This window comes from Stenotrophomonas sp. FW305-C-20-S1 (assembly GCF_058783335.1).
The window spans coordinates 1-15,419 of the sequence record NZ_JBYTEK010000062.1; the positions used below are offsets into that span (position 1 = coordinate 1).

Annotated in this window: 12 protein-coding genes; 7 read left to right on the forward strand and 5 right to left on the reverse strand. The window is 66.5% G+C overall.

Annotated features, from left to right (window positions below; all coding sequences use genetic code 11):
* Window positions 1-202 precede the first annotated feature (202 nt).
* From AC3WTC_RS19870 to AC3WTC_RS19885, 4 genes are read right to left on the reverse strand one after another with little or no spacing between them, the layout of a single operon-like run.
* The gene (locus tag AC3WTC_RS19870) at window positions 203-916 is read right to left on the reverse strand and encodes a M15 family metallopeptidase (RefSeq protein WP_059065765.1); all 714 of its coding nucleotides are present in this window, start codon (window positions 914-916) and stop codon (window positions 203-205) included.
* Window positions 849-2,402, reverse strand: a complete 1,554-nt coding sequence (locus tag AC3WTC_RS19875; protein WP_492712362.1) for a serine hydrolase domain-containing protein — start codon at window positions 2,400-2,402, stop codon at window positions 849-851. Before AC3WTC_RS19875 ends, AC3WTC_RS19870 begins: the two co-directional genes overlap by 68 nt.
* Before the next feature lie 55 nt (window positions 2,403-2,457).
* On the reverse strand, window positions 2,458-5,481 hold the full coding sequence (locus tag AC3WTC_RS19880) for a TonB-dependent receptor (protein ID WP_223494066.1): 3,024 nt from the start codon (window positions 5,479-5,481) through the stop codon (window positions 2,458-2,460).
* A gap of 50 nt (window positions 5,482-5,531) precedes the next feature.
* Window positions 5,532-7,004 (reverse strand): transglutaminase-like domain-containing protein, encoded by a 1,473-nt coding sequence (locus AC3WTC_RS19885; protein ID WP_492712365.1) that lies wholly within the window; start codon window positions 7,002-7,004, stop codon window positions 5,532-5,534.
* Between the two features lie 132 nt (window positions 7,005-7,136).
* Here AC3WTC_RS19885 and AC3WTC_RS19890 point away from each other — a divergent pair, with 132 nt between their 5' ends.
* From AC3WTC_RS19890 to AC3WTC_RS19915, 6 genes are all read left to right on the forward strand, one after another.
* Window positions 7,137-8,582 (forward strand): SH3 domain-containing protein, encoded by a 1,446-nt coding sequence (locus AC3WTC_RS19890; RefSeq protein WP_492712366.1) that lies wholly within the window; start codon window positions 7,137-7,139, stop codon window positions 8,580-8,582.
* A complete protein-coding gene (locus AC3WTC_RS19895) occupies window positions 8,583-9,677 on the forward strand; it encodes a dipeptide epimerase (RefSeq protein WP_025878242.1) in 1,095 nt (364 codons plus the stop codon). It abuts the gene before it with no gap.
* A 400-nt stretch (window positions 9,678-10,077) separates the two neighbouring features.
* A complete protein-coding gene (locus AC3WTC_RS19900) occupies window positions 10,078-10,926 on the forward strand; it encodes a MurR/RpiR family transcriptional regulator (protein WP_492712368.1) in 849 nt (282 codons plus the stop codon).
* A gap of 12 nt (window positions 10,927-10,938) precedes the next feature.
* Window positions 10,939-11,703: a L,D-transpeptidase family protein gene (locus tag AC3WTC_RS19905; RefSeq protein ID WP_025878244.1), complete on the forward strand. Its 765-nt coding sequence runs from the start codon at window positions 10,939-10,941 to the stop codon at window positions 11,701-11,703.
* Window positions 11,700-13,001, forward strand: coding sequence for an APC family permease (locus tag AC3WTC_RS19910; protein WP_492712370.1), 1,302 nt, complete (start codon window positions 11,700-11,702; stop codon window positions 12,999-13,001). The genes AC3WTC_RS19905 and AC3WTC_RS19910 overlap by 4 nt, the downstream gene beginning before the upstream one ends.
* A gap of 82 nt (window positions 13,002-13,083) precedes the next feature.
* Window positions 13,084-13,431 (forward strand): hypothetical protein, encoded by a 348-nt coding sequence (locus tag AC3WTC_RS19915; RefSeq protein ID WP_492712371.1) that lies wholly within the window; start codon window positions 13,084-13,086, stop codon window positions 13,429-13,431.
* Between the two features lie 107 nt (window positions 13,432-13,538).
* Here the strand turns inward: AC3WTC_RS19915 and yiaA are convergent, their stop codons facing one another.
* Complete coding sequence (gene yiaA, locus AC3WTC_RS19920; RefSeq protein ID WP_025878247.1) at window positions 13,539-13,991, reverse strand: inner membrane protein YiaA; 453 nt, start codon at window positions 13,989-13,991, stop codon at window positions 13,539-13,541.
* A gap of 172 nt (window positions 13,992-14,163) precedes the next feature.
* Here yiaA and AC3WTC_RS19925 point away from each other — a divergent pair, with 172 nt between their 5' ends.
* On the forward strand, window positions 14,164-15,330 hold the full coding sequence (locus AC3WTC_RS19925; protein WP_059065755.1) for a PQQ-dependent sugar dehydrogenase: 1,167 nt from the start codon (window positions 14,164-14,166) through the stop codon (window positions 15,328-15,330).
* Window positions 15,331-15,419 lie beyond the last annotated feature (89 nt).

The following is a 15,419-nucleotide window of genomic DNA, read 5'->3' on the forward strand; positions in this document are numbered from 1 at the left end:
AGGCGGGGTGGGTCCGGTTGCGGGGGCGTGAGCGCCATGGATGGCGCGACCGAGCTTACAGGGACGTACTTGCAGCGGCCCCCGCAACCGGACCCACCCCGCCATCCCACGGATAGCCCGCTTCTGCTGTTGCTGTAGCTTTTGCTGTTTGCTTTTGCCGTCGATTCGGCGGGTGCAGGGCGCAGCCCTGCCGACACCCCCCTTACCGCACTGGCACGTCGTAGGCGGTACCGGGGTCCGGCTCGGGCTGCAGCGTGTAGTGCCACCACTCCTGCGCATAGTTGGCGAAACCACGCCGTGCCATCGCCTGTACCAGCTGCTGGCGGTTGGCCTTCTGCGCGTCATTCAGGTCGGGCGTCTGCGTATGCGCGCGCGGGCCGAAGAAATCGAAGTCGGTGCCCATGTCCATCGGCGTACAGCGCCCGCTGCGGCAATCCAGCAGGCCCAGATCCACGGTGGCACCACGGCTGTGGCCGGAGCGCTCGGCGATGTAGCCGTCGCTCAGCAGCTGCGGCTTGTCCAGATCCGGATACTGCAGCGCCTTGCGCGACTGTTCCTGCGGATCACTTACCCAGGCCATGAACGCCTGCACCGCGCGCACCGGGCGATAGCAATCGTAGAGACGCAAGCCAAAACCCTGCGCGCGCAGGTCGGCTTCCACAGCAGCCAACGCCTTTGCCACCGGCGCCAGCAGATAACACGCGGGCGCCTCATAGCCGGGCACACGCGCAGCGGTGAAGTTGTTGGCACCGGCGTAGCGGATGTCCATCTCGATGCGCGGCGACAGCGTGCGGATCTCCACCAGTCCCGCCGCAGTGACGTCGGTGGCGGGCGAGATGCGCGGCGGCTCAGCGGCGTGCGCCGCCGCTGCCAGGGCAATCGCCAGTACGAGTGAAATGCAGGTCCTGGAAGTCATAGCTGAAGTCGATCTCCGGATCGATGGCGCGCAGCTCCAGCGTCGGCGTGCCTGCATCGGGATTCAGCCACGCCTGTGCCGAGGGTTCCAGCGTATCCCACTGCAACAGCCAGCGCCCTTCCAACTGCTTCACTGTTGCCTGCAGCGCGGGCGATTTGTCCACGCTGAAGCGCAGGCCATTGCTGGTGGGGCATAGCGACGCGGGGCCAAGCCAGGGATCGCGGTAACGCCCCTGCCAATGCGCCAGATCGGTGGTTGCAGCCGGTCGGGCAGCCCGGGTAGAGGGTGCACGACTTCCCGTGGCGGCACGCGCGGCCTGATCGGCCTTCAGCTCGGCCAGGTAGTACCCCACAGGTTGCGCGTCATCCGGCGCGGTGAACTGTTTCAGCGTCGACTGCATCAACGCGGTGCGGGCTTCTTCGGCCTCGCCGTTGATCAGCATCACCACGCCGACCTTGCGATCCGGCAGCAGCGCCAGCGAGGAATACATGCCCGACAGCGTACCGGTGTGCGCGACCTTCCACTGCCCATCCATGTCCGACACCCGCCAGCCCAGCCCATAGCCATAGAAGTGGGCGTTGTCCCACTTGCGTTGGCGTTCGCCTAACGGCATCGGCATGTGCAGCGTCCACAGCATGCGGCGTTGCTCGGCGCTCAACCACGCCGGTGCCAGCGCCGGGTCCAGCAGCACCTGCATCCAGCGCGTCATGTCGCGCAGCGAACAGCGGATGCCACCGGCCGCCATCGACGTCAGATCGGGGCTGAGCGTTCCATCGGCACCGGCCACCACATTGCGGCCATCGCGACGCACATGCGGTTGGGCGACATTGCCGACCTGCTTCACCGACCATGCGCCCACCTGGCAACGGGTCATCCCCAGCGGTTCAAACACCCGCTCGCGCATCAGCTGGTCATACGGCTTGCCACCGGCGGCCGCAGCCACCTCACCGGCAACGACGTACATCAGGTTGTCGTAGGCGTAGCCGCTGCGGAAACTGGTGACTGGCTTCAGGTGTGCCAGCCCGGCGATGACATCGCTGCGGGTGAAGGCATTGGGCTCAGGCCACAGCATCAGGTCACCGGCACCCAGGCCGAGGCCGCTGTTGTGAATCAGCAGATCGCGCACCTGCAGGTGTTCGCCCACCCACGGGTCATGCATGCGGAACGCCGGCAGATGGCGGCGTACCGGGTCGTCCCAGCGCAGCTTGCCCTGCTCCACCAGCGTGGCCAGCAGCGCGGCGGTCATCGCCTTGCTGTTGGAGGCGATCTTGAACAGCGTGTCTTCGTCGATGCGGCCGCCGTCACCGCGCGCGCCTTCGGTGTGGCGATAGACCACCTGGCCATCCTCGACCACCGCCATCGCCAGCCCCGGCAGGTGCTCGTGCTGGCCCACGAAGGCGATGTCGGCGTCCAGGCGTGCGGTGTCCACCGCCCCTGCTGGGGCGGTGGCGGCAAGCAACGCGGCCAAGGTCAGCAGGCGATACACGGCCGGTCTCCATTGGCAGGGCCGGGCGACGCCCGGCCCTGCGCATCCTCGTCGATCAGAAGTTCCAGGTCACCACCAGCTGGGTGTAGCGCGGCGCCTGCCAGCGGGTACCGGTAGCGAAGGTGTTCTCGCGGTACTGGCCAGGCTGGGCTTCGTAACGCTGGTGCACGTTGATGGTCTTCTGGTTGTTGAAGATGTTGTACACCGACAGCCGGGCACTCAGGTCGATGCCCTCCACCGGCAGGCGCCAGGTCACGTTCGCGCCCATGGTCCAAGTCCACGGCAGGCGACCGAAGGCACCACGCGGGCTGTATTCGAACTGGCGTTTGTCATAGGGGCCGGAGCAGTTGGCCACGCACAGCCAGCCGGTGCCACCACCGCTGCCCTCACTGGAGGTGCTGCCACCTGCGATCGAATCGTTCGGCCACATGACGCCATAAGCGGTGATCGGGCCGCCGGACTGCACCTGCAACGTGGTGCCGAACGACCACTGCTTGTTCAGCGCATACGCCGCGCGCAGCTTGAACTGGTGACGGAAATCATTGAACAGCACGCCATAACGTTCATTGGTAGCCGGGTGATCCCAGAACTGGACCATGCCGGTGTCGCCGTAGTTGGTATCGGAGTTCACCGGCCCTTCGAAATTGCCCTCGCTCTTGGACCACAGGTAGGACGCGTTGAGCATCCACTTCTCGTCCCATGCGCGATCGATCTGGAATTCCAGCGCCTTGTAGGTACGCTTCGGCTTGGAATAACCGATCACCTCGCCGCTGCCGCCCTTGCGATAGCCGCTGTTGGCGGTATCGATGGTGATCCAGCCTTCGTTGGCGCAGCCGATGCTCTTGTCGCCCCAGATGGTCAGGCTCTCGCCCGGGTTCGCGATCGGCCACAACGTGCTCGGCGTCGGTCCGCACGGGGTGTAGTTGATGCGGATGTCATCCAGTGCGCGGGTCATGCGCCGGTAGGTGGCGTTGACGCCCCACGACCAGGCCTGGTTGATCATGTTCTGGAAACCGAGGATGTACTCGTCCTGGTAGACCGCTTTCAGGTCCTTGTCCACGCTCTGCCGCAGGTCGGCACCGCCGGTGTTCATGCGGGTGTCGGTCGGCCCGATCTGCTGTCCGATGACCGGCGCCATGTACGCCGAACCGGTAGGCGAGGTCTTCCGTTCCCAGCCCTCAAGCACGTAGTAGCTGTACTCGTCGGTCAGGCCGCCGGCGAAGTTGACGTTGATGTTGTTGGTCACCGGCAGGTAGTAACGACCCGCGTTGCCGAACAGCTTGGTGCTGCCATCGCCCTTCATGTCCCACGAGAAGCCCACCCGCGGCGCAATCAGATCGTCCATCTTGATGAACGCCTTGCCGGCGGCGGTGCGGTTTTCGAAGCGGTCCCAACGCACGCCAAGGTTCAGCATCAGGTTCGGAGTGATGTTCCAGATGTCTTCCAGGTAGAAGGCATTGGCTTCGGTCTCGAACTTGCCGCCGGATTGCCGGTTGCGCGCACGCAGCATCTCGGTGACACCGGCCGGCACGTAGGCATTGGCGCCGTCCCACACTTCATCCCCGGGACGCGCCACGTAGGCGGTGTAGCTCAAGGCGGTCGGCCCGGGATAGCGGGTGGTCTGGTCGGTGGTCATCAGCTCGCGGTCAACGCCGAAGCGCAGCAGGTGGTCTCCCAGCTGCCATTCGAAGTCCAGGCGCGCCACGTCGCGTGTGTCATCACGCTCGGCCACGGCGGTCCCGGTCGGATGGCAGCCGGCGCGCAGGCCCTGCAGCTTGGACAGACGGGTGCCATAGGTGCTGTCGGTGAACACCGGGCTGCAGGCCTGGTCCAGCGACGAGTTGGTGAAGGCGCGCTGGTTGTTCTGGCCGACCATCGCGCGCGCGGTGAAGTTCTGTCCGAAGTGACCGGTGTAGGTGGCTGACCAGTTCTTGCCGCCAGTCTCGGTGATCGAATCACCGCCCCAGTCGCCGAGGCGGTTGTCATCCCAGTCGTAGGCGTAGGACGCATTGGTGACATCGCCTTCATCGGAGAATGCCAGCAGCGCCAGGCTGTGGTTGTCATTGATGTTCCAGTCCAGCTTGGTGCCCCAGAACCCATTGCCGGACTTGTTCTTGAACCAGGTGCTGCCATCGGACGAGGTGTTGTGGCCGCGGTCGTTGCGGTCCTCGTACATGGCGAACAGGAACAGCTTGTCCTTGATGATCGGCCCAGAGCCCCAGACATTGGTCTTCAGGAACGAGTTGTTGTCGCGGCTGCCATAGGAATGCGGCGTACCGTCGCGATGGAAATGGTCACCGCCGCTTGAGCGCCCTGCGCTGGGCTCGGCAGTGACTTCCACGCCGCCCTTGAACTCGTTGCTGCCCGAGCGGGTGACCGCGTTGATCACGCCGCCGGTTGAACGGCCAAACTCGACCGAGTAGCCGCCGGTCTTGACCTGGAATTCATTGAAGAACGCGAACGGGGCCGTGCTGAAGCCGCGACGCGTGTACATGTCGGTAACGTTGAGGCCGTTGATGAAGACTGCGTTCTCGGCCACCGAGGAACCGGCGAAGGACAGGCCGCCGAACGAGGAGTTGCCGCCGACCACGCCCGGTGCCATCAGCGCCACGGCGGACAGATCCTGTGCCACCGGAAGCCGTGAGATTTCCTGCCGGTTGATGTTGAATGAGGTCTCGGTGGAATAGACGTCCACCCGGTTGATCACGCGGGTACCGACCACCTGCAGTGCATCGAGGTTGGTGACGCCGCCGCCACTGGCCAGGTTGACGGTCGTGGTGCCGCCGACAGCGACGCTTACCGCCACCTGTTCGCCCAGGGTCTGGCCATCGCGGCTGAGCTGCAGCCGATAGTCACCCACCGGCAGCTGGCCGAGGCGGTAGCTGCCGTCGGCACCGACGGTGACCGTCCGGGTCAGGCCGGTGCCGGCATTGACGACGGTGATCTGGTCGCCCGCGGTGGCGCGGCCGGCAACGGCACCCGACACGTTCTGGGCCATGGCCGTGGTGGGCAGCATGATGCCCAGACACGCGCCGAGGGCGACGCACAAGGCCGCCCGCTTGATGTTGTAAGCCTTCATCCCCTGCTCTCTCCTGCAAGAATTGAATGGTGGTGGGGTGGTGTGTCGCGCTAGCGTTGCCCGGCTGGCAGTACCCGCCACTGGAAGTCGTAGCTCCATTGGTCGAAGTACAGGTTGCCGCCTGACCACTCGGCCTCGCCGCGCTGCGAGTCGACCGTTTCCGAGCGGTAGTGCTGTTTGGCCGGCACGAACGCCTGGCCGAAATCGTCGTTGAAGGCGATGCGGTAGCCATCAAGGCCACCGAGGTAGAAGTCACGCAGCGCGGGCGTGTCGCTGGCCAGCGCACCGGTGGTCACATCCATCGGCAGCCAGCCATAGGGCGCCAGGTAGACCTGGCCCCAGTCGTGCAGGTTGTTGTAGCCGCTGCCATCGTCGGAGAACACCATGCCCGATTGCCAGCGCGCGGGAATGCCGTTCATGCGCAGCAGGGCGATCAACAGCAGTGTCTGCTGCCCGCAATCGGCATGACCGGCGCGCAACGCGTAGTCGCTGATGTTGCTGAGGGTCGAGTACTCGCGCGCACCGGCCCATGGAATGCGGTCGACCGCGGCGAACAGCTTGCGTACCACTTCATACGGGCGTGTCTCGCCCTGCAGCACCTGGTCGGAGAACAGCTTCAGCGCCGGGGTGAAGCGCACGTGCGGCAGCTGCTCGGCCAGATAGGGCTTCAATGCTGGATCATCCGGCGTGGCCTGCACCTTCGTCGCATCGATTGCCGCGTGGCGCGCGAAGATTGTCACCGCATAGCGGATTTCAAAGTGCGTCGGCTGCCCGGCCACCGCCTTGGCTTCCAGGTAGGCGGTGCGCTGCTGGGTGCTGGCCGGGGCGACTCGAGCCTTGCCTGGTGCACTGCCGATCCACTGCACGCGCTCCTGCTGGCCGGGAATCTCGCGCGGGTACGGAATCCAGGCACGTACGGTTTCGCCGGCCGGTACGGCATCCGCCTTGACCGTCAACGATTGGGTGAATTCGATGCGCTGCGGCAGCACGGATGCCATGCCGCTCTGTTCGGCGGCGGCAACCACGCGCGCGTGATGCGCGTTGAGCACCTCGTTGGGGCCCGGCGCCGGCATCGGCGCATCCGCGCGGCGGCGTGCACGCGCTTCATCGCTGAGCAGGAACAGGTTTGATGGTGCGCGCTTGAAGTACCAGCGCGTGCCATCGATGTCGAGATGCTCGATCAGGCCAAGCTGGTCCCAGCGCGCGAATTCCTCGTCGGTCAGGTCGGGAATCCAGCGGCGTACCGCTGCTTTGGCAGCGGCTTGGTCAAGGGAGAAATCCAGTTTGATGCGGCGCATGCGCTCGCGCTGGAACGCGCTTTCGGCAGCATCGCCTGCGGTCGCCAGCAACGCATCGGCATCGCTGAAACGACCGCTGTCGACCAGATCGATCAGCTGGGTTTCCCGTTCGCGTTCAGTGGCGCTGCGCGGATCCGCGGCCGGTGCCGCCGACGCCCACAGCAGCAGCGCGGCACACAGGCCGGCAGCGGCAGGCAGAGACGGTTTGCGAACGGCAGGATCCACAGCGACACTTCCCAAGCGCGGGTGGTAACGGCTGTGTAACACGGGCCGGAAGACCGGTCAATAATTTATTCTTGCTTTCGGGGCCGAAAGGAATAAATATTCCAACAGGCATTCGAGGAGGGTGTTCAGCGCATGATCCTGGCTTCCCGCGAACCGCGTCGGCACTGGCCGCACCGGTTGACCTTGGCACTGGCCCTGGGCCTGCTGGGCGCACCCGCATTCACCCAGGCGGCCACGCCTGTACCCGACCCCGGCGCCCCGCTGCCTTACGTGATCGGCCTGCACGAGGCCTACCTCACCGCGGACTACTGGGCGGCACGGCTGGACAATGCCGACGCACCTATCCTGGACCGCGCGCAGATCGAGGCGCAGAACGCACGGATGCGCGCGCAGGACAAGCACATCCAGGACATCGCCACCCTGCCTGCGCAGCTCAGCGCGGCACAGGTGCGTGACAGCATCACCACGCTGTCGAGCTGGCCCACGCGGGCGCTGTATGACGACAAGGGCCGCGCCATCGCACCGGACGTGCGCAGCGCGATCAAAGCCAACCTCGGTCTCGACGCAGTTCCGTCGCAGGTGTCGCCGGACTACGCCCTGGTGGTGAAGCGCGCTGCGCTGCGCACCTTCCCCACCCGCCAGCGTGTCTTCAGCACCGTCGGCGATACCGACATCGACCGCTTCCAGGAGTCGGCACTGTTCCCCGGCGACAAGGTTGCCGTCGTCCACCGCAGCACCGACGGCCGCTGGCTGTTCGTGCACAGCGAGCGCTACAGCGCATGGATCGAAGCCGACGCGGTGGCCAGCGGTGACAAGGCCACGGTGCTCGGCTACGGCGCGAAGGGCCCGTACCGCGTCGTCACCGCCGCCACAGCGCACACCGCCTACACACCCGAGGAACCGCGCGTATCGCGCCTGCAGCTGGACATGGGCGTGCGCCTGCCGGTGTTGGCCGACTGGCCCGCCGCCGAGCCAGTGAACGGGCAACAGGCGCACGCCTCGTGGGTGGTGCAGCTGCCGGTGCGCGAGGCCGATGGCCGCCTGAAGCTGGTGCCGGCGCTGCTGCCGCGCTCGCAGGACACCGCCGCCGACTACCTGCCGCTGACCCCGCGCCTGCTGCTGCAGCAATCGTTCAAGTTCCTCGGCGAGCGCTATGGCTGGGGCCACGACTACGACACCCGCGACTGCAGTGGATTCGTATCGGAGATCTACCGCAGCTTCGGCGTGCTGCTGCCACGCAATACCAGCGCACAGGCGGTCAGTCCCGCGCTGGACCGCTTGCCGTTCACCGCCAAGGACGGCAAGGCCGTGCGCGACCGCGCCGTCACCGATCTGCAGGTGGGTGACCTGGTCTACATCCCCGGCCACGTGATGATGGCCATCGGCCACGTCGATGGCCGCACCTGGGTGATCCACGATACCGCGGGCGGCAGCTGGTTCGGCGCCGACGGCAAGCGTGTGCAGGCCCACCTCAATGGCGTATCGGTCACCCCGCTGGAGCCGATGATGGCCAGCGACAGCGTCCGCTACATCGATCGCATCACCAACATCCAACGCCTGCGTGCCAAGAACCCCTGAATGAAGATCACCGCCATCGAACTGGGCATGCTGCGCGTGCCGCTGAAGACCCCTTTCAAGACCGCGCTGCGCACGGTGGAAACCGTGGAGGACGTGGTGGTGCTGATCCGCACCGACAGCGGCCACACCGGCTACGGCGAGGCGCCTGCCACCGCGGTGATCACCGGTGATACCCACGGCTCGATCATCGAAGCGATCCGGCACTTCATCGCCCCGCGCCTGATCGGCCAGGAGGTGGTCAACCTCAACCGCCTGTGCACACTGGTGCAGACCGCGATGGAGCGCAACACCAGCGCCAAGGCGGCGGTGGAGATCGCCCTGTACGACCTGTGGGCGCAGCTGCATGGCGCGCCGCTGTACCAGATGCTCGGTGGTGGCGACCCGGTGATCACCACCGACATCACCATCAGCGTGGACTACATCGACAAGATGGTGGCCGATTCGCTGTCGGCGATCGAACGCGGCTTCGAGTCGCTGAAGATCAAGGTCGGCAAGGACATCGGCGTGGACATCGAGCGGGTCAAGGCGATCCATGCCGCCGTCGAAGGCCGCGCGCTGCTGCGCCTGGATGCCAACCAGGGCTGGACCGCCAAGCAGGCGGTGCATGCGATGCGCACGCTGGAAGATGCAGGTGTGGTGCTGGAACTGCTGGAGCAGCCGGTCAAGGCCGCCGACATCAGCGGCCTGAAGTACGTGACCGATCGGGTCAACACCCCGGTGATGGCCGACGAGAGCGTGTTCAGCCCGAGCCAGGTGATGGACCTGATCCAGCAGCGCGCCGCCGACATCATCAACATCAAACTGATGAAAACCGGTGGCCTGTCCAACGCGATCCGCATTGCCGACATCGCCGGCATCTACGGCGTGCCGTGCATGATCGGCTGCATGATCGAATCCAGCATCAGCGTGGCTGCAGCGGTGCACCTGGCGGTAGCCAAGAGCGATGTGATCACCAAGGTCGACCTGGATGGTCCCTCGCTGGGGCAGTTCGATCCGGTCAGCGGCGGGGTGCGCTTCAACGAGTCGGAGATCAGCATCAGCGATGTGCCGGGGTTGGGCATCACCGAAGTGCGGGGGTTGGAGATGCTGGGTTGATTTCTGCCTTGCGGCTGGCTTGGCGTACAACTGACGTTGGGTCGGGCGTTACTTTTCTTTTCGCGAAAAGAAAAGTAACCAAAAGAAACGCTCCGCCGGCCGCGAGCCGACGTGCTGCGCACGCCGGTGCCCTGCGCTCCTCGGTCCGCCGAGGGACGGCGCGGAACTCGCTGCGCTCAGACACCCGCGCCTCTTCGCCCTCGCCGGACCTGCGGTGCTCGGCTCGCTTGAAGGCGGACTCAACTGCAGCTCCGGGTAGATCCACGCCATGCGTGGATGTCCTTGCTCCTGCTTTTGCCCCACTCCGTACCCCCTTCGCGGCTGGCACCCGCCCGACCCACCACATAATCCGCTCTACGCAGCCAACCGCAACGCGCCTACACATACCCGGACGCCCCGCATGCCGCCCCTGCTGAAAATCCGCACCGAGCGCGGGCATATGTCGGCCATCGAACGCCACATCGCCGACTTCATCCTCGACAACGCGCACCTGCTGCGCGACTACTCCTCGCAGCAGCTGGCCAGCGCGCTGGGCATCAGCCAGTCCAGCGTGGTCAAGTTCAGCCAGAAGCTCGGCTTCAAGGGCTACCCGGACCTGAAATATTCCATCGGCGAGGACGTCGCCCGCGCCGGTGCCGACCCACAGCAGGCGCCCGCCGAACCGGACATCAGCGATGACTACCTGCGCCTGGGCGACGCCCTGCGCCGCAGCAAGGCCCAGGCCGAGGAAGAAACCCGCCAGGCCAACCCACGCGAGGAGATCGAGCGCATCGTGCAGCTGCTCGACGGCGCGCCCAAGCTGTTTGTGCATGGCCTCGGTGACGATGGCCTGTACGCGCGCGAATTCGCCATGCGGCTGTCGCTGCTCGGCCTGCTGGTGGTGCCGCATACCGATCCGATCCTGATGCTGGCCAACCTGTCCGCCGCGCGCCCGGGCGATGTGCTGCTGATGTTCTCCGAGTTCGGCAAGTTGCCACAGCTTTCGCAGCTGTCGCGCCAGTTCCAGGACATGAGCGGCAAGGTGGTGTCGATCACCCGCCACACCGCCAACCCGCTGCGTGCGCATGCCGATGCAGCACTGGTGGTGTGCGCACACGACCGCGCGCCGCAGGTGGCGCAGCTGCTGTACCGTAGCGCCATGCATGCCCTGCTCGATTTCCTGTTCGTGCTGCTCTGCCACGCCAATCCGGATCGCCAGCAGCAGCTGGCGGTGAACCTGGAACGGATCGACCACCTGCTGGATTCCTGACCGGAGCGCCCGATGAACCTGCTGCTGGCCCGCCTTGCATCTGCCGCGCTGCTGCTCGTTGCCGCAGCTGCTCTCCACGCTGCCCCACTGGACAACGCTCGCCAACTGATCGTGGTCACCAGCGAGACCTGGGACAGCACGCAGGGCCAGCTGCAGGCCTTCGTGCGCGACGGCAAGCACTGGCGCAGGCACGGCCAGGCCTTCCCGGTGGCGCTGGGTCGCACCGGCAGTGCCTGGGGCCTGGGCCTGCATCCTGCCCAGACCGACGGTCCGCAGAAACAGGAAGGCGATGGCCGCAGTCCGGCCGGTGTGTTCGCGCTGGGCAGCGCGTTCGGCTATGCCATCACCCGGCCCGGCACGGCAATGACCTATCAGCCGATGCTCGAGAGCAGCTACTGCATGGACGTGCCAGCATCGCCGTTCTACAACCGCATCGTCGATGCGAAGAAGGTGGGCAGCGCCGCCATAGCCGGTTCCACCGAACCGATGCGGCTGGACCTGCACAACCAGGGCGACGTGCGTTACCGGGAAGGCTTCGTGATCGCGCACAACCCGGACAACCAACCCGGCAAGGGCAGCTGCATCTTCGCCCATCTGTGGCGCCAGCCCGGCGAGGCCACCGCTGGCTGCACTGCGATGCCAGAGGTGCGCATGCAGGCGTTGCTGGACTGGCTGCGCCCGCAGGACACGCCACGCTTCGTCCTGTTGCCAAGGGCCGAATACCAGCGCCTGCAGGCACAGTGGAAACTGCCCGCGCTTGAAGGGGCCGTACGTTGAGCGCCGCCGACGAACCCCAACTGCAACGCGCGGTCAGCCGCTGGCAGATCGTCGGCCTGTCCATCAACGATGTGGTCGGCAGCGGCATCTACCTGCTGCCGGCGGCCACGGTCGCCCTGCTCGGCCCCTTCAGCCTGTGGGGCGTGGTCGCCGCCGGCATCGTCGTCGCCCTGCTGGTGCTGTGCTACGCGCAGGCGGCCAGCTATTTCGATGAACCCGGTGGCAGCTACCTGTACGCGCGCGAAGCCTTCGGCCGCTTCGCCGGCTTCGAGATCGGCTGGATGATCTGGCTGACCCGCATCAGCTCGGCCGCAGCGCTCAGCAATGCGCTGGCCGACGCTGTGGCGCGGTTCTGGCCGTGGGCAGGCGCAGGCATGGGCCGTATCGCGATCATCGTTGTCTCGCTCGGTTTCCTCACCGGGGTGAACATCATCGGCGTGCGTTCGGCCGCCCGCACCGGCATCGTGCTGGTGATCGGCAAGATGCTGCCGCTGCTGTTGTTCGTGGCCATCGGCGCGTTCTACATCGACCCACAGCTGGCCTTCTCCGGCAAGCGCCCGGACCCGCACGACCTGCAGCGCATGGGCGAGGCGGCGCTGCTGTTGCTGTATGCCTACGCCGGGTTCGAGAACATTCCGGCCGCAGCCGGTGAATACCGCAACCCACGCCGCGACATCCCGTTCGCGCTGATCACCATGATCGTCACCGTCACCGTGATCTACGCGGCGGTGCAGATCGTGGCGCAGGGCACGCTGCCCGGCCTGGCCAACTCGGCCACGCCACTGGCCGATGCGGCCTCCAGCTTCGGCGGCGAGGCGCTGGCGCTGATCCTCACCGTGGGCGCGACCATCTCCATCCTCGGCACCAACAGCAACACGATGATGATGGGCCCGCGCTTCCTGTTCGCCCTGGCCCGCGATGGCTACGGCCCGAAGGTGCTGGCGCAGGTGCACCCGCGCTTCCGTACCCCGGCCGCGGCGATCTTCTGCCAGGGCCTGATCGCCCTCGGCCTGGCGCTGTCCGGGTCGTTCGTGCAGCTGGCACTGCTGTCGATGACCACGCGCCTGTTCGCCTACATCGGCACGGCCGCCGCAGTGCTGGTACTGGCCAAGCGCTATGCCGACCGTCCCGGCGCGTTGAAGCTGCCTGGCGGCCCGTTGATTCCGGTGCTGGCCCTGCTGCTGTGCGTGGCCCTGTTTGCCAGTGCCAGCTGGCAGAACATCGTCGCAGCGCTGGTCGCCTTCGCCGTTGGCGCGGTGATCTACAAGCTGCCGCGCAAGGATGCCGCTGCTGATTGACCTGCCGATCACGCTGCCGGTCCGGCGCGTTAACCGGCCGATGGGCACGATCAGGCTTCGTCCACTACGGAGCCTTCTGTCCATGAGCCCCGATTACCAGATCCCCGGTCGCGTGCCGGAAGACAGCACCCCGCGCGAGGCCATTTCCGACTACTGGCGCGACCGCTACAGCGCCGAACCGTATTACGACGCCAGCCTGCTGTTCGATGACTACGAGCCGGCCTATCAGATCGGCCACGCAGCACGCTTCAACGAAACCCGCGCCGATCAGGTGATCCGCGCCTACGAACAGGTCGAAGCGGAGTTGCAGTCCCGCTGGGCGACGGAGCGCGGCAAGAGCCGCCTGGAATGGGATCAGGCCCGCGCCGCTATCCGCCGCGGTTGGGATGAAGCCCATGTGGCCGATCCGCGGCTGACGCGCCACGGTTGACCCCTACAGCTGTTGATTGATGCAGCCACAGTAGCGCCGAGCCCCTGCTCGGCGCCTTCTGCGTTGCAGGCCTGGGCCGGGCAGGCGCTCGGCGCTACCTCAGCCGGTCATTCCTGTTCCGGCAGCGGCGGGATCGACGAAGCACGCTTGGGCTCGGCCGCGTTGGCGGCAATCAGGTCGCGGGTGTTCTTCTGCACCGCCACCGCGCCAAACAGCGACAGCGCGAATGCCATGCCGTAGAAGCCCTTTTCGCTCAGCACCAGGGTGGCGTTCCACAGGCCGACCAGCAGCAGCAACAGCGCCGACAGCAGTGCGAACCAGCACAGCGCGTAGTACAGGCCGCTCACCGGAATGGCCTCGACGCGGTCGCGCACGCTCTTCTGCAGCGATACCGCTGCAAACAGGCCGAACAGCAGCAGGGTCAGGTAATAGCCCTTCTCGTTCAGCGGCATCTCGGCATTGAACAGGCCGACCAGGTAGGCCACCGCGCCCAGCAGCAGGGCCACCCACGAGGCGGCGATGAAGGCGGGCGAGGGTCGATGGATGAGGGGTGCGTTCATTGCAGGTCCTTGGCAGACAGGCGGGCAATGCTTTGCCCGGGCGACAACACCCTAGACGATCCGCGCCATGCCGCACAGGGGGGAGCAGGACCTTCGGGCCACGACCGTCACCGCCCCGGTGGTATACAAGGGAGAGCCTGGCCATCCGCATCCCCTTCCGCTGGAGATACCCATGACCCGCACGCCCCTGCTGCTCGCCCTCGGCCTGCTGCCGATCCTCGCCACCACCGCCTGCAACGCGGCCGGCCCTGATGCGTCTGGCCAGAAGGCCCCGGCGACCGCCGCGGCCAGCGCAGACCAACGTCCCTTCACCGCCACCGAGGTCAGCCGGTTCGACCAGCCGTGGGCGATGACCTTCCTGCCCGATGGCAGCCTGCTGGTCACCGAAAAGCGCGGCAAGCTGCAGCACCTGGACCTGGCCAGCGGCCAGAAACATGAGATCACCGGTGTGCCGAAGGTCGCCTACGGCGGCCAGGGTGGGTTCGGTGACGTCATCCTGCATCCGGATTTCGCCCGCAACCATGTGGTGTACGTCAGCTACGCAGAGGAAGGCACGCTGGACACGCGCGGCGCGGCCGTGGCCCGTGCCACCCTCGCCCTCGATGCCAACGGTGGCGGCCAGCTGAAGGACCTGAAGGTGATCTGGCGGCAGACGCCGAAGGTCAGTGGCGAAGGCCACTACGGCCACCGCCTGGCCTTCGGCCCGGACGGCAAGCTGTGGATCAGTTCGAGCGAACGGCAGAAGTTCGATCCTGCGCAGGACATGAGCGGCAACCTGGGCAAGATCATCCGCCTCAACGACGACGGCAGCCTGCCGGCCGACAATCCGTTCGCCTCGCAGGGCGGTGTGGCCGCGCAGGTGTGGTCGCTCGGCCACCGCAACGTGCTGGGCATCGCCTTCGATGCCAATGGCAAGCTGTGGGCGCAGGAGATGGGCCCGGCCGGCGGCGATGAGCTGAACCTGATCGTGCGCGGTGCCAACTACGGCTACCCGATCGTGTCCAACGGCGACCACTACGACGGCCGTCCGATTCCCGACCATGACACCCGCCCGGAGTTCGCCGCACCGAAGGTGACCTGGAACCCGGTGATTTCCCCGGCCGGCCTGATGTTCTACAGCGGCAGCCTGTTCCCGCAGTGGAAGGGCAGCGCCTTCATCGGCGGGCTGTCGTCCACCTCGCTGGTGCGGGTTGCCTTCGACGGCGACAGCGCGCGCGAGGCCGAACGCTTCAACATGGGCGAGCGCATCCGCGAAGTGGAACAGGGCCCGGACGGCGCGCTGTGGCTGCTGGAAGACGGCAGCAAGGCACGGCTGCTGAAGCTCACGCCGAAGGCCTGACGGCCGGGTGGTGGGGGGGGGGGGGGGGGGGGGGGGGGGGGGGGGGGGGGGGGGGGGGGGGGGGGGGGGGGGAGGGGGGGGGGGGGGGG